The 25,541-nt window shown below is 69.2% G+C and carries 16 protein-coding genes; 9 read left to right on the forward strand and 7 right to left on the reverse strand.

Annotated features, from left to right (window positions below):
* The first annotated feature begins 66 nt into the window (after positions 1–66).
* Both FDA94_RS15810 and FDA94_RS15815 read left to right on the forward strand, forming a co-directional pair.
* Positions 67–1,416, forward strand: a complete 1,350-nt coding sequence (locus FDA94_RS15810; RefSeq protein ID WP_425460150.1) for an FAD-binding oxidoreductase — start codon at positions 67–69, stop codon at positions 1,414–1,416.
* Positions 1,417–1,423: 7 nt separating this feature from the next.
* Positions 1,424–2,683, forward strand: a complete 1,260-nt coding sequence (locus tag FDA94_RS15815) for a class I SAM-dependent methyltransferase (RefSeq protein WP_137247819.1) — start codon at positions 1,424–1,426, stop codon at positions 2,681–2,683.
* 54 nt (positions 2,684–2,737) lie between these two features.
* Here the strand turns inward: FDA94_RS15815 and FDA94_RS39195 are convergent, their stop codons facing one another.
* Together FDA94_RS39195 and FDA94_RS15825 are read right to left on the reverse strand one after the other, a co-directional pair.
* Positions 2,738–5,152: a PQQ-dependent sugar dehydrogenase gene (locus tag FDA94_RS39195; RefSeq protein WP_212735341.1), complete on the reverse strand. Its 2,415-nt coding sequence runs from the start codon at positions 5,150–5,152 to the stop codon at positions 2,738–2,740.
* A 252-nt stretch (positions 5,153–5,404) separates the two neighbouring features.
* Positions 5,405–6,928 carry a long-chain-fatty-acid--CoA ligase gene (locus FDA94_RS15825; protein WP_137247820.1) on the reverse strand — a complete coding sequence of 508 codons (1,524 nt, stop codon included), beginning with the start codon at positions 6,926–6,928 and terminating at the stop codon, positions 5,405–5,407.
* A 150-nt stretch (positions 6,929–7,078) separates the two neighbouring features.
* Between FDA94_RS15825 and FDA94_RS15830 the strand changes: the two genes are divergently transcribed.
* Both FDA94_RS15830 and FDA94_RS15835 read left to right on the forward strand, forming a co-directional pair.
* Positions 7,079–8,620: a GMC family oxidoreductase gene (locus FDA94_RS15830; RefSeq protein ID WP_137247821.1), complete on the forward strand. Its 1,542-nt coding sequence runs from the start codon at positions 7,079–7,081 to the stop codon at positions 8,618–8,620.
* 55 nt (positions 8,621–8,675) lie between these two features.
* Entirely contained in the window at positions 8,676–9,932 is a 1,257-nt protein-coding gene (locus FDA94_RS15835; protein ID WP_425460151.1) for a cytochrome P450, read from the forward strand.
* Here FDA94_RS15835 and FDA94_RS15840 read toward each other — a convergent pair.
* A complete protein-coding gene (locus FDA94_RS15840) occupies positions 9,929–11,740 on the reverse strand; it encodes a hypothetical protein (protein ID WP_137247822.1) in 1,812 nt (603 codons plus the stop codon). The genes FDA94_RS15835 and FDA94_RS15840 overlap by 4 nt on opposite strands.
* 491 nt (positions 11,741–12,231) lie before the next feature.
* Between FDA94_RS15840 and leuS the strand changes: the two genes are divergently transcribed.
* Complete coding sequence (gene leuS / locus FDA94_RS15845; RefSeq protein WP_137247823.1) at positions 12,232–14,685, forward strand: leucine--tRNA ligase; 2,454 nt, start codon at positions 12,232–12,234, stop codon at positions 14,683–14,685.
* Positions 14,686–14,813: 128 nt separating this feature from the next.
* Positions 14,814–16,466, forward strand: coding sequence for a cellulase family glycosylhydrolase (locus FDA94_RS15850; RefSeq protein WP_212735342.1), 1,653 nt, complete (start codon positions 14,814–14,816; stop codon positions 16,464–16,466).
* A gap of 168 nt (positions 16,467–16,634) precedes the next feature.
* On the opposite strand, the gene FDA94_RS15855 is transcribed toward FDA94_RS15850, so the two are convergent.
* The 3 genes from FDA94_RS15855 to lexA form a co-directional block, all read right to left on the reverse strand.
* Positions 16,635–17,252, reverse strand: coding sequence for a DUF6461 domain-containing protein (locus FDA94_RS15855; RefSeq protein WP_137247825.1), 618 nt, complete (start codon positions 17,250–17,252; stop codon positions 16,635–16,637).
* On the reverse strand, positions 17,249–18,352 hold the full coding sequence (locus tag FDA94_RS15860; RefSeq protein ID WP_246059954.1) for a MalY/PatB family protein: 1,104 nt from the start codon (positions 18,350–18,352) through the stop codon (positions 17,249–17,251). Before FDA94_RS15860 ends, FDA94_RS15855 begins: the two co-directional genes overlap by 4 nt.
* A 618-nt stretch (positions 18,353–18,970) precedes the next feature.
* Complete coding sequence (gene lexA, locus FDA94_RS15870; protein ID WP_235966260.1) at positions 18,971–19,675, reverse strand: transcriptional repressor LexA; 705 nt, start codon at positions 19,673–19,675, stop codon at positions 18,971–18,973.
* Between the two features lie 971 nt (positions 19,676–20,646).
* Here lexA and FDA94_RS39200 point away from each other — a divergent pair.
* The 3 genes from FDA94_RS39200 (at position 20,647) to FDA94_RS15885 (ending at position 24,361) form a co-directional block, all read left to right on the forward strand.
* Positions 20,647–20,910, forward strand: coding sequence for a LysM peptidoglycan-binding domain-containing protein (locus FDA94_RS39200; protein WP_170990966.1), 264 nt, complete (start codon positions 20,647–20,649; stop codon positions 20,908–20,910).
* 176 nt (positions 20,911–21,086) lie between these two features.
* Positions 21,087–21,545, forward strand: a complete 459-nt coding sequence (gene nrdR, locus FDA94_RS15880; RefSeq protein WP_062334935.1) for a transcriptional regulator NrdR — start codon at positions 21,087–21,089, stop codon at positions 21,543–21,545.
* The gene (locus FDA94_RS15885; protein ID WP_137247829.1) at positions 21,542–24,361 is read left to right on the forward strand and encodes a vitamin B12-dependent ribonucleotide reductase; all 2,820 of its coding nucleotides are present in this window, start codon (positions 21,542–21,544) and stop codon (positions 24,359–24,361) included. Before nrdR ends, FDA94_RS15885 begins: the two co-directional genes overlap by 4 nt.
* A 136-nt stretch (positions 24,362–24,497) precedes the next feature.
* Here FDA94_RS15885 and FDA94_RS15890 read toward each other — a convergent pair whose 3' ends face one another.
* Complete coding sequence (locus FDA94_RS15890) at positions 24,498–25,529, reverse strand: NADAR family protein (RefSeq protein WP_137247830.1); 1,032 nt, start codon at positions 25,527–25,529, stop codon at positions 24,498–24,500.
* Between the last annotated feature and the right edge of the window lie 12 nt (positions 25,530–25,541).

Here is a 25,541-nt window from a genome sequence, read left to right on the forward strand (position 1 = left end):
GCGCTTGGGAAGATCTCTATCACGACTACATATGGGGGTGGCGTCATGCCCGAGCGCATGACCAGTATGACCACCCATAGGAGAGCGGTCGAGCAGATTCGCGACTCCTACGCGGCGATTCCCGACGGGTCGGCCCCACGGCTGGCCAAAGCCACCACGAACCTCTTCCGTTTCCGCGAGCCGGCCAACGGCGCCAAGCTCTCGGCGCGCGACCTCGACCAGGTCATCCACGTCGATCCGGAGACGATGACCGCCGAGGTCCAGGGCATGACGACGTACGAGAACCTCGTCGACGCCACCCTGCCCCACGGCCTGATGCCCTACGTGGTGCCGCAGCTCAAGACGATCACGCTGGGGGGCGCGGTCACCGGCCTCGGCATCGAGTCCACGAGCTTCAAGGACGGCCTGCCCCACGAATCGGTGGAGGAACTGGAGATCCTGACGGGCGACGGGCGCATCCTCGTCGCGCGCGCGGACAACGAGTACGCGGACCTCTTCAACGCCTTCCCGAACTCCTACGGAACGCTCGGCTACGCCCTGCGCATCAAGATCAAGCTGGCGCCGGTCAAGCCGTACGTGAAACTCACCCACCTGCGCTTCACCGACGCGGCCAAGTGCATGCTGGCCATGCAGGAGATCTGCGAGCGGATGGAGCACGAGGGCGAGAAGGTCGACTTCGTCGACGGCACCTACCACTCGCCCGACGAGATGTACGTGACCGTCGGCACCTTCGCCGACCGGGCGCCCTACGCGTCCGACTACACCGGCATGCGCATCTACTGGCAGTCGATGCGCAGCCGCAGCCGCGACTGGCTCACCATTCGCGACTACCTCTGGCGCTGGGACACCGACTGGTTCTGGTGCTCCCGCGCGTTCGGCGTCCAGCAGCCGCTGGTGCGTTCCCTGATGCCGAAGCGCTGGATGCGGTCCGACGTGTACCGCAAGCTCGTCGGGCTCGACCAGCGGCACGGCATCACCGCCCGAATCGACCGATGGCGGGGCAACCCCCCGCAGGAGTCGGTGATCCAGGACATCGAGGTGCCGATCGATCGCGGCGCCGAGTTCCTGGACTTCTATGTCAACCACGTCGGGATGACCCCCGTGTGGATGTGCCCCCTCAGGGCGACGCGCGACTGGTCCCTCTATCCGCTGGAGACCGGACGCCTCTATGTGAACTTCGGATTCTGGGGCATGGTGGCCCTGCCCCGGGGCCAGCAGGACGGCTACTACAACCGTGCGATCGAGCAGGCCGTCCACCAGCTCGAAGGACACAAATCCCTCTACTCGTCGTCCTACTACGAGCGCGAGGAGTTCTGGGAGTTCTACAACGGGGAGGCCTACTGGCCGGTCAAGCGGGCGTACGACCCCGGAGGTCGGCTGCTTGACCTGTATGAGAAGTGTGTACGGGGAAGGTGATGCACGCATGACACTCGCCGAGATCTTCGAGAAGGTCGTCGGCACGGGAGCCGGCATCGAGTTCCACGCCTACGACGGGAGCAAGGCGGGCCCGTCGATGGCCGACATCAGGCTCGAGGTGAAGTCTCCGGTCGCGGTGGCCTACCTCGCGCAGGCACCCGGCGAAATGGGGCTGGCCAGGGCATACGTCTCCGGGCACCTCGACGTGCACGGCGACATGTACTCGCTGCTCGACCGGATGTGGTCGCTCACGATCAACGATCTGCCGCTTTCGGAGAAGGTCGCCGCCATCAGGGCCCTCGGGCCCAAGCCGCTGCTCATGCGGGTGCCGCTGCCCCCGCAGGAGGTGCGGAAGTCGGCGATGGCCAAACTCGGCAGCCGGCACGCCAAACAGCGCGACGCCGAGGCCATCCACCACCACTACGACGTGTCCAACAGGTTCTACGAATGGGTGCTCGGCCCCTCGATGGCGTACACCTGCGCGGTCTACCCGCGGCAGGACAGCACGCTGGAGGAGGCCCAGTTCGCCAAGTTCGACCTGGTCGCCAAGAAGCTCGACCTGAAGCCCGGCATGCGGCTGCTCGACGTGGGCTGCGGCTGGGGCAGCATGGTCCGCCACGCGGCCAAGGAGTACGGAGTGAAGGCGCTCGGCGTGACGCTGTCGAAGCAGCAGGCCGAGTGGGCGCAGAAGGCCATCGCGGAAGAAGGCCTCGGAGACCTCGCTGAGGTGCGATTCTCCGACTACCGCGACGTACCGGAAGGCGACTTCGATGTGGTCAGCTCCATCGGTCTCACGGAGCACATCGGCGCCAACCAACTGAAAAGCTACTTCTCCTTCCTGTACGACAAACTCAAGCCGGGCGGCAGGCTGCTCAACCACTGCATCACCCGCCCGTCCGGTAAAGAACGGTCCATCAACCGCACCGGCTTCATCAACCGCTACGTCTTCCCCGACGGGGAACTCGAGTCGGTCGGCACGCTGGTCCGCGAGATGGAGGACCTCGGCTACGAGATCCGCCACGAGGAGAACCTGCGCGAGCACTACGCGCTGACCCTCCGCGACTGGTGCAAGAACCTCGACGACCACTGGGAAGAGGCCGTCGCCGAGGTCGGCCAGGGCACCGCCCGCGTGTGGCGTCTCTACATGGCCGGCTGCATCGTCGGCTTCGAGCGCAACAAGGTCCAGCTCCACCAGGTGCTCGGCGTCAAGCTCGACGAGGACCGCAAGGCCCACGTCGCGCTCCGGCCCTCGCTCGACTGGCCCTGACCGTACCGAAGAGAAGACCCCCGGGCTCCGCGGCCCGGGGGTCTTCTTCTTTCCCTAGGAGTTCAGGCTCACCTTGACGATGCGGTCGGAGCCGTCGGGCTGGCCGCCGTTGTCGTCGGTGTTGCTGGTGGTGATCCAGATCGCCTGCTCGTCGGGCACCCGCTCGACCGCGCGCAGGCGGCCGTAGGCGTCGGTGTAGTGGGCGACCGGGTCGCCCGCCTCGGTGCCGGTGAGCGGGATCGCGTAGAGCCGTTTGCCGCGCAGCGCCGCCATGTAGACGACGTCGTCGACGATCGCGATGCCGCTCGGCGACGCCTCGGCCGTCGACCAGGTCTTCTTCGGGTTGGTCATGCCGGGCTCGGAGCACTCGCCCTCGCACGTGGGCCAGCCGTAGTTCTTGCCCGGCTCGATCAGGTTGAGCTCGTCGGTCGAGCTCGCGCCCAGTTCGGCCGACCAGAGCCGGCCCTCGGAGTCCCAGGCCAGGCCCTGCGCGTTGCGGTGACCGAGCGAGTAGACGCGGGACCCGTCGGGGTTGCCCTCGGCCGCCTCGCCGGTCTTGGTGATGCGCAGGATCTTGCCGTTCAGCGAGCCGGGGTCCTGCGACAGGCTGGTCTCCTGCGCGTCTCCGGTGGAGACGTAGAGGAACCCGTCGGGGCCGAACTTCAGCCGGCCGCCGTTGTGGAAGGTGCTCTTCTTGATCCCGGTCAGGATCGGCGTGTACGCCGACAGGGAGGTTCCGTCGTACTCCATCTTCGCGACGCGGTTGCCGTCGGAGGAGGAGTGCATGAAGAAGACCTCCTTGTCACTGTCGCCGTTCCACCCCGGCGAGAAGGCCACGCCCATCAGGCCGCCCTCACCGCCGGTCCCCATCGACTCGGGCACCGACCCGGCCTCGGTCTTGGCGCCGTCCTTGGTCACGCGGAAGACCTTGAAGCTGTCCCGCTCGGTGACCAGCGCGAAGTCACCGGCGGGCGACCAGGCGATGTCCCAGGGGACGGTCCACTGCTCCGACACGACCTCGGGCGTCCCGGGCGCGCCACCGCCGCCACCGGGGGCGGTGGGCGTCGGGGTCGGGGTCGGGGTCGGCTCCACGGTCGGCGTCGGCTCCACGGTCGGCGTCGGCTCCACGGTCGGCGTCGGTTCAAGGGTCGGGGTCGGTTCGACGGTCGGGGTCGGTTCGACGGTCGGGGTCGGCTCCACGGTCGGCGTCTCGACCGGAGGAGTGGGCTCGGGCGTCGGAGTCGCCGGAGGCGTCTCCACCGGGGGGGTGGTGCAGGTCGGCGTCGGCGTCGGTGTGACGGGCGGCGTCGGCGTCTCGGAGACGGTCGGGAGGCCGGTCGGCGTCTCGCTCGGCGTGACCGACGGGACCGGTTCCGGCGTGGTGAACGTCGTCGCGGGCTCGGCCGCCGGGGGCGGCACCGGAACCAGCGAACACGGCGGCGGCGGCGTGCAGGTCGGCGTCGGGGCCGGCGTGACCGTCAGGGACGGCGTCGGCTCCGGCGTGCCCGACGGAACGCTCGACGGGGTCGGCGTCGGGATGTCCGGCGTGGGAGTGGTGTCCGGAAGGCCCGACGGAGTCGGCTCGGGCGTCGGCACCGGTGTGGTGCCCTCCGGGACGCCGGGCAGGGTCTGCACGGCGGTCGGCGCCGGGAAGCCGGGCACCGGATCGATGGGCCGGACGACCTCCAGGTCACACGGCGGCGGCGGGGTGCAGGTCACCGTCGGCGTCGGCGCCGGGACGGGCGGCACGCTCTCGCTCGGCGTGGGCAGCGGGCCCGTGGTTGCCTCGGTCTGCGTCCGCGCGGCCACATCCGGCATCGCGGCGGGGGTCTCGGAGGGCGTCGCCGAAGGCGTCACGGAGGGGGTCTCCGAGGGGATCGCGGTCGGCGTCTCCGACGGCGGGACCGAGGGCGTGGGTTCCGGGCTCCAGGTCGGGCACGGTTCCGGGACGACGCAGCCGTCGTCGGGCGGGCTCGGCTCCGGCGCGGGAGGCGGTGTCTCGCCGCCCGGCGGCATCGGACTGACGCACGGAGTCGGCGTGGGCTCCGGTTCCGGCGTCGGTTCCGGCGTCGGCTCGGCCGTGGGCGCCGGGGTGACCGGGAACAGGGTGATGCTGTCGAGGTGGGGGTTGCCCCGCCTCGTGGTGGCGACGATCCGGATCGACGACTCGCCCTCGGGCAGGTCGACCGCGAGGGCGAGGGTGCGCCACCAGCGGGACGGCCGGAACCGCACGTCCTCGGCGACGACCTCGTCGTTCACGAGGAGGTCGGCCCGGAGGGTCCGGCTGGTCAGATAGCGGATGTGGACGTGGTTGTTGCCCGCTGCCAGCGGGGTGACCGTCCACTCGACGAAGTTGCCGCGGCGGTCTGCGCCGTTGACGTAACCACGCCCGGTGTATCCCCAGAGGCGTTTCTGGACCACGCCCCGGGATATGGCGGCCGTCTCGGCTTCGTACCGGATTCCCTTCACATACGGTGTCGTGCGTTTGGATGGTGTGCTTGTGCTGGCCGTGGACACGGGCACCATCACCGATCCGGTGATGAGTGCGCCGGTCACGAGCAGCAGTAACGAACCGGTGAGCGCGCGCATGGAGTTGTCTCTCCCCGACATCGACTACGGCGGCACGCGCGCCTCCCTACCCGCTTCGCCACAGCGGAATCATCCAAAATCCGGCACTGAACGGCCGCGCCGGAAGGGAACCGGCGCGGCCTCCGGTGCGTCTCAGCGCAGTTCGCGCTTGAGGATCTTGCCCGTCGCGGTCATCGGGAGCGCGTCGCGGAACTCGACGATGCGCGGGTACTTGTACTGCGCCATCATCTCCTTCCCCCACTCCACCAGGGCTTCCTCAGTGATCGTCACCTCGGGCTTGAGGATGACGTAGGCCTTGATCTCCTCGCCGTGCGACTCGTGGGCGACGCCGACGACGGCGGCCAGCGACACGGCCTCGTGGGTCATCAGCACCTCCTCGATCTCGCGCGGATAAACGTTGAACCCACCACGGATGATCATGTCCTTGGCGCGGTCGACGATGAAGTAGTAGCCGTCTTCGTCGCGGGTGGCGATGTCGCCGGTGCGGAACCAGCCGTCGTTCATCACCTCGGCGGTCGCCTCGGGCCGGTTGTAGTAGCCCTTCATGACGTTGTGGCCGCGGATCGCGATCTCGCCGATCTCTTCGGCGGTGTTCCAGGTGGCGTCGATGAGCTTCATCTCGACGCCCCAGATCGGGGTGCCGATCGAGCCGGCCTTCGCCACCTTGCCCGGCTGGTTGAAGGAGGCCACGGGGGAGGTCTCCGAGAGCCCGTACCCCTCGAGGATCGGCACCGAGAAGGTGGTCTCGAAGTCCTTCAGCACCTCGACCGGCAGCGCCGCGCCGCCCGAGCAGGCGGTCTTCAGCGTGGTCGGGACCTGCCCGCCGCCCGCGTGGACGGTCGTCAGCAGCGCCCAGTACATGGTGGGCACCCCGGCGAACAGGGTGACGCCCTCGGCGTTCATCAGCCGCAGCGCCTCGACCGGCTCGAACCGGGGTAGCAGCACCAGCGTGGCCCGCCGCCGGAAGCCGCCGTTCATGACGACGGTCTGGCCGAACGAGTGGAACAGCGGCAGCGTCGCCAGATAGACGTCGTCACCCGCCGAGGGGAACATCGTGTCGGCCACCATGGCGTTGAGCAGCATGTTCTGATGACTGAGCTCGGCGCCCTTGGGCTGCCCGGTGGTGCCGCTCGTGTAGAGGATGACCGCGGTGTCCGACGGGTCGGTCTGCACGGGCTCGAACTCCCCGCTCATCCCGCCGAGGGCGGCCCACAGGGTCTCGCCGAACTCCGACTCGGTGGCCAGCGGCGTCGCGGGCAGCACGAAGAAGATCTCGGCCCCGGACGCCTCGAACCCGGCCAGGCCGCGCTCGCCGAGGGGCAGCTCGGGGGTGCCCTCGAAGCAGAAGAACGCCTTGGCCTGCGAGTCGTCGAGGTGGTAGGCGATCTCGCGTCCCTGCAACAGCACGTTCAGCGGTACGACCGTCGCCCCCGCCTTCAGGATCCCGAAGTAGACGAAGGGGAAGTAGGGGGAGTTCGGGCACGCGAGGGCGACCTTGTCACCCCGCCCGACGCCCCGTGACACCAGCAGGTTGGCCACCTGGTTGGCCACGGTGTTCACGAACGAGTAGGACAACCTCAGGTCGCCGAAGACGACGGCGGTGCGGTCGGGCGCCTCCCGGGCGCTGTCCTCCAGCACGATCGACAGGTTGAGCATGGCTCACTCCTTGTCTTGGGGCAGATTCATGACGCGAGCCACAGCCGGCCTCCGGCCGTCCGCGTCTCGCTTGGGGGATCGACATACCTACCGGTACGTAGCTCACCATAAAACCTGGACGGGCCGGAGTGTGAGGAGTAAGTACGAGGGATGGAGTTCGACTATGTCATCGTCGGAGCGGGTTCAGCCGGTTGTGTGCTGGCCGCCCGGTTGTCGGAGCACGCGTCGGTCACCGTGGCCCTGATCGAGGCCGGTGGCAGCGACCGCAAGCTGGAGGTACGCATGCCGGCGGCCTTCAGCAAACTGTTCGGCACGAGCTACGACTGGAACTTCACCACCGCCGCCCAGCCCGGCCTGTCGGGGCGGGAGATCTACTGGCCGAGGGGCCGCATGCTCGGCGGCAGCTCGTCGATGAACGCCATGATGTGGCTCCGCGGCAACCCCGTCGACTACGACCAGTGGGACCTCCCCGGCTGGTCGTACGACGAGGTCGAACCCTACTTCCGCCGCGCCGAGCACCGCGTCGGCTCCAACGTCGGCGGCGTCTACGGCACCAGCGGCCCGATCCACGTCTCGGAGCTGCGCTCGCCCAACGAGGCGACCGGCGCGTTCCTGAAGGCGTGCGCCGAACTCGGCATGACGCGGCTCGACGAGCTCAACGGCCGCTCGAACGACGGCTACGGCCCGACCCCCGTCACCCAGGACCGGGGTCACCGCTGGAGCTGCGCCGACGCCTACCTCCGCCCGGCCATGTCGCGCGGCAACCTCACCGTGCTGACCGCCGCGCAGGTCGACCGGATCGTGGTCGAAGACGGCCGCGCCGTCGCGGTCGAACACGGCGCGGGCGAGCGCGTCGTCGCCAGGAAGGAGGTCATCCTGTCGGCCGGCGCGATCGGCTCGCCGCACTTACTGATGCTGTCGGGCATCGGCGACCCCGACGTGCTGACGCGCAACGGCGTCGCGGTGGTGCGCGAGTCGCCGAACGTCGGCGCCAACCTGATGGACCACCTGGCCACCGGCGCCTACTTCCGCTGCCCGAAGCCCATCACGATGACCGGCGCGGAGAGCGTGCCCAACCTGCTCAGCTACCTGGTCGGCCGCAAGGGCATCCTGACCTCGAACGTCGCCGAGGCGGTCGCCTTCATCCGGACCTCCGACGCCGAACCGGCCCCCGACGTCGAGCTCATCTTCGCGCCCGCCGTGTTCGTCGACCACGGCCGCACCCCGCCCGCCGGGCACGGCCTGACCGTCGCGGCGGTGCTGCTCCAGCCGGAGTCGCGGGGCCGCGTGACGCTCGACGGCCGCGACCCGGTCATCGACCCCGGCTATCTGACCGCGCCCGCCGACCTGCGCCGGCTCGTCGACGGGCTCAAGGCCTGCCTGCGCGTCGCCGAGGCCGAGGCGCTGCGGCCCTACGTCGACGGCACGATCGAGCCGTACACCGATCCGAAGACCGACGACGAGATGGCCCAGTGGGTGCGCGACAGGTCGGAGACGCTCTACCACCCGGCCGGGACCTGCCGGATGGGCGCCGACGAGGAGTCGGTCGTCGACCCGGAACTGCGGGTGCGCGGCGTCGAGGGGCTGCGGGTGGTCGACGCGTCGGTCATGCCGACGCTGAACCGGGGGCACACCCACGCGCCCGTTGTGATGATCGCCGAGCGCGCGGCAGAGTTGGTATGGCAGCATTAATACCGAATGTCGTTCTGTTCTGTGAGGCAGATTTCCTCCCCCGGAGGCTCCACTCATGACGATGCCGCCGATCACCTCGGCCGCCGATGTCGACCTGTCGGACTGGGAGTTCTGGAAGCGGCCGATGGCCGACCGGGAACACTCCTTCCAGTTGCTCCGCGACCTCGACAGACCCGCCTTCTACGCGGAACCCACGGTCTCCTTCGCCAGTCAGGGCCTCGGCTACCACGCCCTGGTCAGGCACGCGGACATTCTGGAGGCCAGCCGTACCCCCGAGATCTTCTGCTCCGGTGACGGCGGCGCGACCAACATCGTCGACATGCCGCCGGAGTTCGTCGAGTACTTCGGCTCGATGATCAGCATGGACGACCCCCGGCACGCCCGCCTGCGCCGCATCGTGTCCCGGGCCTTCACCCCCAAGATGATCAGGCAGTTCGAGGACGACGTCGCGGTCGCCGCCACGAAGATCGTCGACGACCTGCTGGAGAAGGGGCCCGGCTGCGACTTCGTCGAGGAGGTCGCGGCCCGGCTGCCTCTGAAGATCATCTGCGACATGATGGGCATCCCGGAGAAGGACTACCGGTTCGTCTTCGACCGCTCGAACATGATCCTCGGCGCGCAGGACCCCGAATACGTCAGCGACCCCGAGGCCATCGCCACCGCGCTGCTCACCGCCGGGCTGGAGCTGCAGCAGCTCGTCCAGGACCTGGCCGCCCATCGGGAGAAGAACCCCACCAACGACCTCATCTCGTCGCTGGTCAACGCCAACATCGACGGCGAACGCCTCACGCTGCAGGAACTCGGCTCGTTCTTCATCCTGCTCGTGGTGGCAGGCAACGAGACCACGCGGAACGCCATCTCGTACGGCCTGCGCCTGCTGACCGTCAACCCCGACCAGAAGGCGCGCTGGCTCACCGACGTCGACGGCCTCGCGTCCGGCGCGGTAGAGGAGATCGTCCGGCTGGCCAGCCCGGTCAACTACATGCGCCGCAAGGTGACGCGCGACTACGTCATGAACGGCAACGAGTACAAGAAGGGCGAGAAGGTCGTCCTCTACTACTGGTCGGCCAACCGCGACGCCGCCGTCTTCGACGACCCGCTGCGGTTCGACATCGGCCGCAACCCCAACCCCCACGTCGGGTTCGGCGGCCCCGGGCCCCACTTCTGCCTCGGGGCCCACCTGGCCCGGCGCGAGATCACCGTCATGTTCCGGGAGCTGCTCACCCGGGTGCCCGCCATCGAAGGCGGCTCACCCGAGCGGCTGTTCTCCAGCTTCATCAACGGGACGAAGCACATGACCTGCGAGTTCTAGGACTTCTTGATCGAGTCGAGGATCGTGTTGACGTCGGGCAGCAGGTCGTCGCGCAGATCCGGGACCTGTATGTAGACGATCGACGGGACCTCGGCGCCGGTGTTGACCGCGGCCACCACGACCAGGGTCCCGCCGCCGTCGTCGGTCACCTTGTAGGCGGCGGCCTGGCCCAGGCCGCCGGGCAGTTTCTGCGCGCCGACCTTCGCGACCTTGTTCGGCCTGGGGAAGATCGACTGCCGGGCCTTGAACACCACGCCGTTCAGCACCGGCCGCATGTCGGTCGGCGACTTGTACTGCGAGGCCAGGTCGGCGGGCAGCTTGCCCGTCATCACCGTGGCGAACCACGGCTTGCCCTTGGAGGTGAGCCCGGCGCTGACGAACTGGCGGGTGGAGTAGCCGTACGTCGACATGACCGTCTGGGTGTCGGCGTCGGTCTTCCACTGGCCGCCGAGCTGCGAGACCGAGATGCCGGCGGCCTCGTCGGTGACGGTCCCCTTGACGGCCGACTTCTCGCCCTCGTACTCGGGGATGCCGCCCGACCCGGCGTTCGCGGCCGGCTTGGCGGCCGACGGCTTGGCCGACGGTTTGGCCGGCTGGGCGGCGGTGGGCTCGGCGGCCGAGCTGAGCGGCCCGGCCAGGAACGCCCACAGCAGCGCCACGATCAGCGCGACCAGTACAGACCCGACGAGCGCGAACAGCCAGACCGGCTTGCCCTTCTCGTCGTCGTCGTCATCGTCGGTCGTGTGCTGACCGTCGCCCCACACGGTCTCCCACAGCTCCTGTTGCCGGGCCGCCGGGGGCGTCTTCGGGCCGCTGATCTGGCCCGCCGTGACGAACGGCTTGTAGGGGTCGTCGCCGGGGAGCTGCTGCACGAGGTGCTCGCCCGTGGTGGGGCCGCCGTAACCCTGCTGCTGCGGCTGCTGCGGCTGCTGCGGCTGCTGCGGGGGCGCCGGCGGGTTCATCGGCGGGGCCGGCTGCTGGGCCGTCTGCTGCGGCGGCGCCGCCTGTCCGGGCGGGCCCATCGTGACCGTGCGGTCGGTGGCGGGCGCGGCGGTCTGGACGGCCTGGGCGGGCGGGAACGGCTGCTGGTCCATCGGCGGCTGGGGCACGCGCGGGTCGAACGGGCCGCGCGGGGTGCCGAACGTGGTGGCCGGTTCCTGGTAGGAGAACGGCTGCTGCGGCTGCGGCTGCTGCTGCGGTTGCGGGCCGGGCTCGACCGGCCGGGGCGGGAACGACGGGTTTCGGTCGTCGGCCCTCGGGAAGACGTTGGGCGCCGAGGCCCAGGGCCCCTCCTCGGGCGGCAGCTCGGGGAAGCCGGGGCCCGTGTTGGTCCGGGCGGGCTGCCGGGCGGCCTGCTGCTCCGGGAAACCCGGCGGGTTCATCGGAGGGGGGAACACCGGTCCGCTGCCGGCCCTGACGGGCGGGAAGTCGGGGGTGTTCGCGCCGCCGAAGGCGGGGTAGTCGTCGGCCGGGCCGAACGGGCTCACCGGGGGCGGCGGCGGGGGCGGCACCGGGAACGGCGGATGCTCCTGGAACGGGGCCTGGGGGATCGGCGGGCTCTGGGGGCCGGTCTGGTGGTCGGGCCGGGGCTCGTGCCGGGCCTCGGGCCAGGCGGCGACCGGACTGGGCGGGAACGAGCCGCCGGGTGAAGGACCGGGGCCGCCGAAGGGGGCCTGCTCAGGTCGGCCGTGGGGTGCGGCGACCGGATTGGGCGGGTACGAGGCGGCGGGCGGCGGCACCTCGGGCCAGGCTGGCGGGACTTCCGGCCAGGCCGGGCCGCGCCGTGGATCGCTGTGCTCCGAGGGCATGGAACCTCCCGAGATCATGCCCGAATTAGACGTGCTTGGCATGATCTCATGCGGGCTGGGGGGCGGCGCAGCCAAACTGGAGAAGAGCCCCCTGAACGATTCGCCCGTGGGGTCGGTCGGCGGATCCTGCATCGGAAGGTCCGCCTGCGGGAAGTCCGGGCCATGCCTCGGGTCGACAGGGTTCACGAGATGAGGGTAAACGAAAGGGACAACCGAGGTCACAATGGATCTATCACCATCCGATATCGTCACTTTACTCTCGGTGTAAGATCCACGCCTATTCGTCGAAGCCTGTTCGATCGGGCGGATTCGATGCGCGAGTCGCGCCTTGCGTTCTGCGCTACCCTTGGCCTATGCGTGCCGCGAACCTGCTTCTTACCGGGCCGCGTCGAGCGAGCTGACAGCAGCCTCGACGCGGCCGCCCCTCGTGCCTGAGCCCGGGGGGTTTTCTTATGCGGAGAAGCAGGCGTCGATAAATCAGGAGATCATACGTGGACGAGCAGGTATACGACCCCCAGGCGCTCCAGGCCAAGTGGCAGCCCCGCTGGGAGGAACTGAAGCCCTTCGCCGTCGTGGAGGACGACGCCGACCCTCGGCCGCGGCGCTACATGCTCGACATGTTCCCCTACCCGTCGGGTGACCTGCACATGGGCCACGCCGAGGTGTTCGCCATCGGCGACGTGGTGGCCCGCTACTGGTTCCTGAAGGGCTACAACGTCCTGCACCCGATCGGGTGGGACTCCTTCGGCCTGCCGGCCGAGAACGCGGCCATCAAGCGCAACGCCCACCCGGCCGAGTGGACGTACAGCAACATCGACACGCAGGCCGCCAGCTTCCAGCGCTACGCGATCTCCTTCGACTGGACCCGCCGCCTGCACACCAGCGACGCCGAGTACTACAAGTGGAACCAGTGGCTGTTCACGCGCTTCTTCGAGCGCGGCCTGGCCTACCGCAAGGGCGGCCTGGTCAACTGGTGCCCCAACGACCAGACGGTGCTGGCCAACGAGCAGGTCGTCGCGGGCAAGTGCGAGCGCTGCGGCGCCGACGTCATCCGCCGCGAGCTGACCCAGTGGTACTTCAAGATCACTGACTACGCCGACCGCCTGGTCGACGACATGGCCCGCCTGGAGGGCGGCTGGCCCGACCGCGTGCTGACCATGCAGCGCAACTGGATCGGCCGCAGCACCGGCGCCGACGTCGAGTTCGAGATCGAGGGCCGCAAAGACCCGGTCACCGTCTACACCACGCGCCCCGACACGCTCTACGGCGCGACCTTCTTCGTCGTCGCCGCCGACGCCCCGCTGGCCGCCGAGATCGTCACCGAGGAGCGCCGCCCGGCCCTGGAGGCCTACCGCGCCGAGGTCGCCAAGCTGTCCGACATCGAGCGCATGTCGACCGAGAAGGAGAAGACCGGCGTCTACCTGGGCGTCCACGCGATCAACCCGGTCAACGGCGAGCGCATCCCCGTCTGGGCCGCCGACTACGTCCTGGCCGACTACGGCCATGGCGCGATCATGGCCGTCCCGGCCCACGACCAGCGCGACCTCGACTTCGCGCTGAAGTTCGACCTGCCGGTGAAGGTCGTCGTCCACACCGGCATGGCCGACCCGGGCGAGAGCGGCAAGGCGACGCCCGGCGAGGGCAAGCTGGTCAACTCCGGCCCGCTCGACGGCCTGGGCAAGACCGAGGCCATCGAGAAGATCATCGAGATCCTGGCCGAGCGCGGCACCGGCAAGGCCACGGTCAACTACCGCCTGCGCGACTGGCTGCTGTCGCGCCAGCGGTTCTGGGGCACCCCGATCCCGATCATCCACTGCGGCGAGTGCGGCGAGGTCCCCGTCCCCGACGCCGACCTGCCGGTCGTGCTGCCCGACCTGCGCGGCGAGGCCCTGGCGCCCAAGGGCGTCTCGCCGCTGGCCTCGGCCACCGACTGGGTCAACGTGCCGTGCCCGTCGTGCGGCGGCCCCGCCAAGCGCGACACCGACACGATGGACACCTTCGTCGACAGCTCGTGGTACTTCCTGCGCTACCTCGACCCGAAGTTCGACGACGGCCCCTTCGACCTGGCCAAGGCCGAGAAGTGGGGCCCCATCGACCAGTACGTCGGCGGCGTCGAGCACGCGGTGCTGCACCTGCTGTACAGCCGGTTCTTCACCAAGGTCCTCCACGACATGGGCATGATCACCTGGGACGAGCCGTTCCTGCGGCTGCTGAACCAGGGTCAGGTCATCAACGGCGGCAAGGCCATGTCGAAGACGCTGGGCAACGGCGTCGACCTGGGCGTCCAGATCGACAACTTCGGCGTCGACGCGGTCCGGCTGACCATGGTGTTCGCCGGCCCGCCGGAAGACGACATCGACTGGGCCGACGTCTCGCCGGCCGCGTCGCTGAAGTTCCTGGCCCGCGCGCTGCGCGTGATGACCGACGCGTCCGGCGCCGGGACCGACGTCGCGGCCGGTGACCTGGAGCTGCGCAAGGTCGTCCACCGGACCATCGACGAGGTCACCAAGCTGGTCGAGACCCACCGCTTCAACGTGGCGGTCGCCCGCCTGATGGAGCTGACCTCGGCCACCCGCAAGGCGATCGACTCGGGCCCCGGCGCCGCCGACCCCGCCGTGCGCGAGGCGGCCGAGGCGCTGGCCGTGATGCTGTCGATCGTGGCGCCGTACACGGCGGAAGAAGGCTGGGAGCGGCTGGGCCACCAGCCCTCGGTCGCCCGCGCCACGTGGCCGGTCGCCGACCCGGCGCTGCTGGTGCAGGATTCGGTGACCGCGGTCGTCCAGGTGGCGGGCAAGGTGCGTGACCGCCTGGAAGTTTCACCCGACATTTCGGACACCGATCTGGAGGTGCTGGCCCTGAGCTCAGAGAAGGTGAAGGCTCACCTCGACGGCGCCCCCCGCAAGGTCATCGTGCGGGCGCCCAAGCTGGTCAACATCGTTCCGTAGGAGCAGCATTGGCGCCCGAGCCGATATCTCGAACATCGTCGGGCGTGCGGTCAGGGCATGCCTCGGCGGGGCATGCCTGAACCCGTTCCGGCTCGACGGCCAGGCGTGCCCCCGCTTTGGAGGCACTCTTGTCCAGATTCACCGCCTGGTTGGCGGGGCTCACGCTGATCACGGGACTCCTCGTGGCGATCAGCGCCCCCGCCAACGCGGCCGGCACGGGGACCGGCTACCTGCGGACCAACGGCAACAAGATCGTCGACAGCACCGGCGCGACGGTCCGCCTGACCGGCATCAACTGGTTCGGTATGGAGACCGACAACAAGACCTTCCACGGTCTGTGGGCCAGCGTGACGTGGCGGTCCCAGCTGGACCACATGGCCCAGCTCGGCTACAACACCCTGCGCATCCCGTTCTCCAACGACGCGCTCAAGCCCGGCGCGGTCGCGACCGGCATCAACGACTTCACCAACCCCGACCTCGTCGGCCTGTCACCCCTGCAGATCCTCGACAAGGTCATCGAGTACGCCGGCTCGAAGGGCATGCGCGTCATCCTCGACCGCCACCGCCCGACCAGCGCCGGCCAGTCGGCCCTCTGGTACACCTCCACCGTCTCGGAGGCGACCTGGATCGCCGACTGGCGCATGCTCGCGCAGCGGTACGCCGGCAACACCACCGTCATCGGCGCCGACCTGCACAACGAACCCCACGCCGACGGCACCAACCCGAACGCCACCGGCGCCTGCTGGGGCTGCGGCGTCGAGACCCGCGACTGGCGGCTGGCCGCCGAACGCGCCGGAAACGCCATCCTCGCCGTCCAGCCGAACTGGCTGATCTTCGTCGAGGGCGTCTCGTGCCCGTCGGGCGGTCTGTCCAATGTGTGGGACAACGACACCTCGAACGACGAGGACTGCGGATGGTGGGGCGGCAACCTCTCCAAGGCCGGACAGTTCCCGGTTCGGCTCAACGTGGCCAACCGGCTCGTGTACTCGCCGCATGAGTACGCGACGTCCGTCTACAACCAGTCCTGGTTCTCCGACCCGACCTACCCCGCGAACATGCCGGCCATCTGGGACCGGTACTGGGGCTACCTGTACAAGCAGAACATCGCGCCCATCATGATGGGCGAGTTCGGCACGACGATGACGAGCAACGTCGACCGGATCTGGCTGACGGAGCTGATGAAGTACACCGGGACGGGCGTGAACGGGATGTCGTTCACCTACTGGTCGTGGAACCCGAACTCGGGTGACACGGGCGGGATCGTCCTGGACGACTGGGTGACCGTCCAGACGGCCAAGCAGAACATCCTGCAGCCGTATCTGATCGCCCCGGTGCCGCCGGGGACCTCACCCTCGCCGTCGCCTTCGGGCTCACCCAGCCCGTCGCCCAGCCCGTCGCCCTCTCCGTCACCTTCCCCGTCTCCGTCGCCTTCCCCGTCGCCTTCGCCCAGTCCGTCGCCATCGCCCTCGCCTTCGCCGTCTCCGGGTGGATGCGTGGCGACCTATCAGGTGACCAACCAGCACCCGGGCGGATTCCAGGCCGCGGTGACGGTACGGCCGACGGCCGGGGCCATCACCAGGTGGACGGTCCGGTGGAACTTCCCCAACGGGCAGACCATCACCCAGCTGTGGAGCGGCCAGCACACGGTGAGCGGGTCGCAGGTCACGGTGAACAACATGACCTGGAACGGCTCGATCCCCGCCAACGGCGCAGTGACGTTCGGCTTCAACGGGACGTGGAACGGCACCAACGCGGTGCCCTCACCGATCTCCTGCAGCTGACGCTCTGAGGCGACCGGCCTGCTTCGGGCGGGCCGGTCGTTTCAGTGGCCCCGAAACGCGTCGTCCATGCCAGGGTGTCGAGATACCAGGCCTCCCATTCGCCGTCGGCGGTGGACGCAGGTGAGGGATGGGACGTCCCAGCCGTGGGGGACCTGGGCGAACGGCTGATCAGCCGCGTGCGCTTCCATAGCTGAGGGCCGGGCGGGAGTTGCGGTGACACGGGTGCTCTTCGCCGAGCCATTCGGTGGTGAGGCGGAATCCGGTGATGTGTTCGGCGAGGGCCAGCACGTTCGCCTGCCAGTCGGAGGAATCGAGGTCCTCGCTCAGGAGCGGGACATCGCCGATCACCTCGTCCACGGATATCGGACCGCTGATCATCGGTTCGCTCAGCCACTCGACGATCAGGAGTGTTTCGCCGCCGGCGGCGTAGGTGAACCGGTGGGAGGACGCGGGGTGCAACAGAAGGGAGAAGGCGATTCCGCCTTGGGAGAGGGCCGACACCGTGTCGGGGTCCGAACCCTCGTCTCCCAGGGGTTCGATGCAGACGAGCCACGACCCGGCCCGGTCAAGGAGAATCTCGGTGCAGTGGGCGCCCCGGGTCTCGAATTCGCGTGATGCCGAGTCATAGGCGCCGGTGAACGAAAGCGTGCGTCCGGATGAGGGATCGCCGCCGAGAACGCCGAGCACGTCGGCGGGTTCCAGTCCCGAGATCCAGGTGATGGTGCCCCAGTCCGCCAGTTCCCACTGGTCTTCCAGTAACCGGAGATAATGCGCGACGTCGCTCATATCCGGATTCTGTCGAGGATCTCGTCCAGGATCGGACCCGAGGTGCCGAAATTCAGCCGGATCCAGGTGTCGGGAGCGCCGTAGATCGACCCCGGCGCGACCTTGACGCGGGCCTCGCGCTCCAGAACGGCCGCCGCGTCGGGAATGCCGGTGTCGATCCAGGCCAGATAGGTCGCGTCCGGAACCCGGTAGGTCCATCCCGCCGGCAGCCGCTGCGCCAGCGTCTTACGGTTGCGGTCGAGGACGGCCACGACCCCGTCGAGCCAGGCGTCGCACTGCCGCCAGGCCGCCACCGTGGCCGCGACGCCGAGGACGCTCGGCTGCCCGTAGAGCGCCGGCGGCCGCGTCGCCAGCGCGGCCCGCGCCCGGGGAGAGCCGAGGTGGGCGATCGCGCAGTGCAGTCCGCCCATGTTGAAGGCCTTGCTGGCGGACGTGATCGTCACCGTGCGCTCGGGGCGCAGCAGGCCGAACGGGATGTGCTCGTTCGGGGCGAACACGAGATCGGAATGGATCTCGTCGGAGATCACCACGAGGTCGTGCCGGTCGGCGTAATCGGCCAGTTCCTCCAGCTCTGTACGGGTGAAGCAGCGTCCTGTCGGATTGTGTGGATTGACCAGAAGCAGCACCCGCGCGCCACCCGGGTCGGCGGGAAGCTCGGCCCGCCAGGTCTCACCGTCGGGGACGAGCGGGATCGGGACCGGCGGCCGGTTCATCGCCTCCATGGTCATCAGGAAGGCGTTGTAGGTCGGCGTGTGGGTGAGCACCCCCTCGCCCGGCTCGGTCAGGACGTCGAGGAGCGCCTGAAGCGACTGGTTGAGATCGGTGAACGGCTTGACGTGGACGGGGTCGGGATGGAAGCCGTAGCGGGCGGCCATGCGTTCGGCGAACACCTCGGGCAGCGGGAGACCGGGCTGCTCCCAGGGCCAGTCGGGGTAGCCCATGTCGGTGGTGACCCGATGCATGATCGCGTCGCGGATGGGGTCGGCCACGGGGAAGTCCATGTCGGCGACCCAGGCGGGGATCACGTCAGGACCGGCCTGCACCCACTTGGTGCCGTCGCGCTTCCGGGCCTGCTCCACCGTCAAACGATCAAAGTCCACGCAAACAGCGTATGACGGGACATCCCGCCCTGCATCGGCATTTACCGCCCCCAGGCCGCAGCTGGGTGAGCGCATGAGAGCACCCTTCCCGTCCGGGAGGATCGGACCGTCCGCGTAGATCAGGGCTGGCTGACAACCGATGTTCCGGCGGGCAAGAAAGAAGCCCCCGGGGTGAACACACGCGGGTACCCAACCCGCCCCGGAGGCTTCTCCTCTACCACCACCGGAGAACCAGCGGAACGCAGTATGCCCACTGACGCCCAGCCTGCGAGGGTGGAACCCGATTTCCGGTTCGCACCCTCAGCGAAGGGTTCGAGAGGGCCTGACGCGAAACGTGCTCACAGCACCGAGGCGAGGGCTGCCTGTCCATGAGGCTTGGCGCTCTGGTTCGGATCATGTGGGCGGCGCTCGGCGCCGCTGCAGGACGTGGGCGGGGTGCTGGTCTGCGTGGCGGAGCGCTTCGGCTCGGGGGCGCTCGCCTCGCGACAGGGCACGGGAAGCCGCCCGTCCGTGTAGTCGGGCTATCTGGTTCGGGGATCGCGCGGGCGGCGGGAAGCCTCGCTGCAGACACAGGAAGGGCGCCTGTCCGGGTGGTCAGGCGCCCTCGACCCGTCGTGACTACAGCTTGCGGAGGACGGCCGTGACCTTGCCGAGGACGGTTGCCTCGTCGCCGGGGATGGGCTCGTAGTTGGGGTTGTGGGGGACCAGCCAGACGTGGCCGTCTTTGCGCTTGAAGGTCTTCACGGTCGCCTCGCCGTCGATCATCGCGGCGACGATGTCGCCGTTGTCGGCGACCGGCTGCTGGCGGACGACCACCCAGTCACCGTCGGCGATGGCGGCCTCGATCATCGAGTCGCCGGAGACCTGGAGGAGGAACAGGGTGCCCTCGCCGACGAGCTGCTTGGGCAGGGCGAAGACGTCTTCGAGGTTCTGCTCGGCCAGGATCGGCCCACCTGCGGCGATGCGCCCCACGAGGGGAACATAGGCCGCCGTCGGACGGTTGAAGGCGGAGTCTTCCACGGCGGCGTCGGGATCGACCCAGAGAACCGGCTCGCCGGGCAGGCGCACCTCGAGGGCGCGCGGGCGATGGGGGTCGCGCCGCAGGTAGCCCTTGCGCTGAAGGGCGGTGAGCTGGTGGGACACACTCGACGTGCTCGTGAGCTGCACCGCCTCACCGATCTCGCGCATCGACGGTGGGTAGCCCCGCTGCTGGACCGAGTCGCGGATCACCTCCAGGATCTTGCGCTGCCTGGGGGTGAGCCCGAGCGAGTCGCGGCGGCGAACCGCCAGATCGCTCACGCTCTCGTCGCGCTGGCCGGCCAGCCCGTCGTTGTTCACCTGGGCACCTCCCAATCCGTGTTCCTCGCGTCGCACAGAGCGACGCTACCGCGATTCAAGATCAATATCAAACAGTTGTTCGATTGCCCTCGAAAACGTCGGTGGCGTGGTGTACAACATCGTACGGGAGTTCGATCGACATCGTGTTCGATTTGCGCGATCTTTCTTCCCTTCTTGCAGGGCAGTCGAGGAGGTTCACGATGAAGCCCACGCAGAAGGACACCCCTACGACTCCACCCGCACACTCGAACATCCGACCGCCGAGGGCCGCGGATCCGCGCCCGGCGGAGCGCCCCCATCTACGGCGCGGCCACCTCACTCTGGTTCCGTCGCCACTGGCCGGAGAGTCCGGAAACGAGGCCGGCCCGGTCCGGCGAACCGAAGCCCGGTCCGGCCCGAGACAAGACGCGAAGACTCAGCCCGGTCCGGGGCGGGGTGCAGATGCTCAGAAGGGCCTGAAGCGGGGGCCGGCGGCGCAGGCCAAGCGAGGGCAAGGTTCGGCGGGTCGGGTAGGGCCACGGCAAGGCGCGGAGGCGCAGGCCGGTCCGGGTCGGGACCCCGAGGGGCAGACCCGCCCGGAGTGGGAGTCGCAGGCTTTCTTTGGCATGCGGGTGTCCTCGTATCGGGGCTCCAACGGCGCTACGGGCTTCTCCCGTCTCCACGGCGCCTCGGATGATGGCGGCGCCTCAGGCCGGAACGGGGCCTCGGGCCGCGAGGGCTTCTGGGGCCGCGATGGGATCTTCGGCCGTGGCCGCGCCATTCGGTATGACCACGCCCTCGGTCGCGACGTCACCTCCATCGCCCCGGTGGGAAGCGCCTCTTCCAGGCCCCCGCGATGGGGTGACGTCCAGCGCCCGCCACACCCGATCGTCCCCGCCGCCCCCGGAGGCGGGCGTACAGGTCAGGAAGCCACCCAGCCCCTCCGGCTCACCAGGCGCGGTCGGATCGTTCTCGTCGTGCTCATCGCGGGATTGAGTTTGGCCGTCCTCTGGCTGGGCACGCGGGCTGCCGTGACCGCGTCCACGACCCGCTCGGTCCAGGGGTTGCCGCATGTAACGGTCCAGGAAGGTGACACCCTCTGGGGGATCGCCATATCGGCCGGCGATGGCGGCGATCCGGGGGCCGTCGTTCGCGAGATCATGGATCTCAACGGTTTATCCGACCCCCTCATCCGGCCAGGCACGACGCTCTACCTTCCCCGCGACGTCCCAGGTCAGTAGGCCCTTGAGGGGCGTGGGGTTTGAGTTGCGATCTAGGGGACTCACTTCTAGGGTTGGGGAACCACAACATCTAGTGGTCGTGGTCAACTGAGCGAACCATAGATTGTGTTTCCTTTGCCGCACCTCATCACATGTGGGGGCGTGCGCGAGCGTCTGGTCAGTGAGGAGGCGACGGCGTGCATTGCCCGTTCTGCCGTCATCCCGACACCCGGGTCGTCGACAGCCGGTCGACGGAAGACGGCGGGGCGATTCGCCGCCGGCGCACCTGTTCCGAATGCGGGAGGCGGTTCACCACGCAGGAGACGGTTCTGCTGATGGTGAGCAAACGCAGCGGGGTGACCGAGGCCTTCTCCAGGGAGAAGGTCATCGCCGGGGTCCGGCGGGCCTGCCAGGGGCGGCCGGTCAGCGAAGACTCGCTCGCGCAGCTCGGGCAGAGGGTCGAGGAGAGCATCCGCGCGTCAGGTGTCGCCGAGATCCCGGCCCACCAGGTCGGCGTCGCGGTCCTCGGGCCGCTGCGCGACCTCGATGAGGTGGCTTATCTACGTTTCGCCTCGGTCTATCGGGGGTTCGAGACCCTCGCCGACTTCGAGGCAGAGATCCAGCAACTCAAGGCACATGCCAAGGGGGAGTCATGACGGAGACGGTCAACGGCACATCCACGCGCGCACGGCGTGGGCGGGCCAAGGGGCTGAAGGTGAAGCGGATCTTCACCACCGAGGGCGTCCACCCCTATGACGCGGTGGAGTGGGAGCGCCGTGACGTCGTCATGACCAACTGGCGCGACGGCTCGGTCAACTTCGAGCAGCGCGGGGTCGAGTTCCCGGCGGCCTGGTCGGTCAACGCGGCCAACATCGTGACGACCAAGTACTTCCGCGGCGCGCTCGGCACGCCGCAGCGCGAGTGGAGCCTGAAGCAGCTGGTCGACCGGGTGACGGGCGTCTACACCCGGACCGGCGTCGAGAACGGCTACTTCGCCACCGACGAAGACGCGGAGATCTTCGACCACGAGCTGAAGCACGCCCTGGTCCACCAGCTGTTCGCGTTCAACTCGCCCGTGTGGTTCAACGTCGGCACCCTGTCGCCGCAGCAGGTCAGCGCCTGTTTCATCCTGGCCGTCGACGACACCATGGAGTCGATCCTCGACTGGTACAAGGAAGAGGGCGTGATCTTCAAGGGTGGTTCGGGCTCGGGTGTGAACCTGTCCCGCATCCGCTCCTCGAAGGAACTGCTCTCTTCCGGCGGCACGGCCAGCGGGCCCGTCTCCTTCATGCGCGGCGCCGACGCCTCGGCCGGAACGATCAAGTCGGGCGGCGCGACCCGCCGGGCGGCCAAGATGGTCGTCCTCGACGTCGACCACCCCGACATCGAGGAGTTCATCGAGACCAAGGCGCGCGAGGAAGACAAGATCCGCGCGCTCCGCGACGCCGGGTTCGACATGGACCTCGGTGGCAAGGACATCGTGTCCGTCCAGTACCAGAACGCCAACAACTCGGTCCGCGTCAGCGACGAGTTCATGCGCCAGGTCGAGACCGGCGGCAAGTTCGGCCTGCGCGCCCGCCTCACCCACGAGGTCATCGAGGAGATCGACGCCAGAGACCTCTTCCGCAAGATGGCCAAGGCGGCGTGGGAGTGCGCCGACCCGGGCGTCCAGTACGACGACACGATCAACGACTGGCACACCTGCCCCGAGACCGGCCGGATCACCGCGTCCAACCCCTGCTCGGAGTACGTCCACCTCGACAACTCCTCGTGCAACCTGGCGTCGATCAACCTGCTGAAGTTCCTCACCGACGACGACACGTTCGACATCGCCCGGTTCGTCAAGCTGACCGAGCTGATCATCACCGCGATGGACATCTCGATCACCTTCGCCGACTTCCCGACCGAGAAGATCGGCGAGACCACCCGCGCCTACCGGCAGCTCGGCATCGGCTACGCCAACCTGGGCGCGCTGCTGATGGCCACGGGCCACGCCTACGACTCCGACGGCGGCCGCGCCATCGCCGGGGCGATCACGTCGCTGATGACCGGGGTGTCCTACCGCCGCAGCGCCGAGCTGGCGGGCATCGTGGGGGCCTACGACGGCTACGAGCGCAACGCCGAGCCGCACAAGCGGGTCATGCGCAAGCACGCCGCCGCCAACGACGCCGTCCGCACCATCGACGCGATGGACAAGGCGATCCACGCCGAGGCGACCAAGCAGTGGCAGGAGTGCCTCAAGCTGGGCGACAAGAACGGCTGGCGCAACGCCCAGGCGTCGCTGCTCGCCCCGACCGGCACCATCGGCCTGATGATGGACTGCGACACCACCGGCATCGAGCCCGACCTGGCCCTGGTCAAGTTCAAGAAGCTCGTCGGCGGCGGCTCGATGCAGATCGTCAACCAGACCATCCCGCGCGCCCTGCGTCAGCTGGGCTACCAGGAGGAGCAGGTCGAGGCGATCGTCGAGTACATCGCCCAGAACTCCCACGTGGTCGGCGCCCCCGGTCTCAAGGAGGCCCACTACGAGGTGTTCGACTGCGCGATGGGCGAGCGGGCGATCGCGCCCATGGGTCACGTCCGGATGATGGCCGCGACCCAGCCGTTCCTGTCGGGCGCGATCTCCAAGACGGTCAACCTGCCCGAGTCGGCGACGATCGACGACATCGAGCAGGTCTACCTCGAGGGCTGGCGTCTCGGCCTGAAGGCCCTGGCCGTCTACCGCGACAACTGCAAGGTCGGCCAGCCGCTGTCGGCCGGCAACAACAAGAAGACCGAGGAGGCCGCGGTCGTCGAGCCCGAGACCAAGGTCATCGAGGTCTCCCGCCCGACGCGTCGCCGCATGCCCAACAGCCGCCCGAGCATCACGACCCGCTTCACGGTCGGCGGCGCGAAGGGCTACATGACCGCCTCGTCCTACCCCGACGACGGTCTCGGCGAGGTCTTCCTGAAGATGTCCAAGCAGGGCTCGACCCTCGCGGGCGTCATGGACGCCTTCTCCGTGGCGATCTCCATCGGCCTCCAGTACGGCGTGCCGCTCGACACCTACGTGCAGAAGTTCGTCAACATGCGCTTCGAGCCGGCCGGCATGACCGACGACCCCGACGTCCGCATGGCCCAGTCGGTGATGGACTACATCTTCCGCCGCCTGGCGCTCGACCACCTGGCCTACGAAGACCGGGCCGCGCTCGGCATCTTCTCCGCCTCCGAGCGGGCCGCGCAGCAGCGCGGCGAAGACCCGGCCGCCCAGCTCGACACCGCCGCCCTGGCCCAGTCGGCCCCGATCGAGCCGCCGGTGACCAAGCCGGTCCCGATCGCCGAGCCGGTGAGGGCCTCGCAGCAGGGCCACCTGGAGGGCCACCAGGGCTTCACGGCCGACGCGCCGCTGTGCATGACCTGCGGCACGAAGATGCGCCCGGCCGGTAGCTGCTACGTCTGCGAAGGCTGCGGCAGCACCAGCGGCTGCAGCTGATCCGCGAATCCCGGGCCGTCCCGTCCAAGGGCCGGCCCGGGAATTTTTCCGTTACGGCTCAGCCCACCCCGGCACCGTCCGCCGCCCCGGGTGCGCCCGGCACCCGGCGCCGACCGGCCGCACCACCGGCTCGCCGTCACGGCAGGAGGCCGGCCCGCCGGGCGTGCAGTTCCGAGCGGACCAGTTCGAGGAGACGCCCCGCCCAGTTGCGCCCCCGGCCGGCGTTGTCGCCCCAGAACCCCGATTCCATGTCGTCGTAGACGATGGTCGCGTCCCCGGTCGCCAGCAGGATCTCCGCCAGGGCGGGATGCCGGTCGAACTTGGCGCGCAGCAGGTCGGCCATGACGGCCGTGCGGGCGTGCTCCCACCCGTCGCGGCGCGGCCCGTCGACGGCCAGCGCACGGGCCTCGGCGACCGTCTCGGCCGTCCTGATCGCCTCCCGCACGCCGGGGTCGGCGACCGAGAGCGCCCAGTAGGCGCGGGCGGCGGACGGGTAGGTCACCGGTCCGACGGCGATCGGGGCGGGGTAGTCGTGGCGCAGGCCCAGCGGCCCGGGGTCGGGCGCCGGCTCCCGCGGAAACGAGTGGTACAGGTGGACGGCGGGCGCGAACGACGTCACCGGTCCGTCGGCCGGGACCCGGGAAGGCTGCTCGGCGATCCACCGGGCCCGTTCCTCGAAATACTCGACGGCGCTGTCGTACACCTCCTGGGTGACGGGCCTGACGGGCCACGACCACGTGCTGCCGCCGGGCCCGGCCACCAGGACCTGAAGCGGGACGTCCTTGCGGTCGGCGAGGAAGACGTCCACGGCCGCGAGGCAGCGTTCGGTGGAGTCGGGGCGGCCGTTCAGTTCGTCGATGGTGTCGCGTACCTCGGCCAGCAGCAGGTCGGGCGTGAGCCAGGTGGACGGCTCGCTGAACGTCCACCGGGCCAGTTCGTGCGCGGACGCCTCGGCGCCGTCCGGGATGTCGGTGGCGACCCACCCGCTGCGGAGCTTGTCCGAGAACTCCTCGACGGTGACCAGGCCCCAGCAGTCGATGAGCCCGTCGGCGTAGATGAACAGGTCGGTGAGGAAGTGGGTGCCGCCGTTGCGGATGAAGGCGTGCCGCCACGTGCCGGGGACGCGGACGCCGTCGACGAGGCGATGAGTGATCCGATTGCCTATCACGCCGCGAATTGT

The sequence above is a fragment of the Herbidospora galbida genome, assembly GCF_005233835.1.
In the GTDB taxonomy this organism is placed as follows: domain Bacteria; phylum Actinomycetota; class Actinomycetes; order Streptosporangiales; family Streptosporangiaceae; genus Herbidospora; species Herbidospora galbida.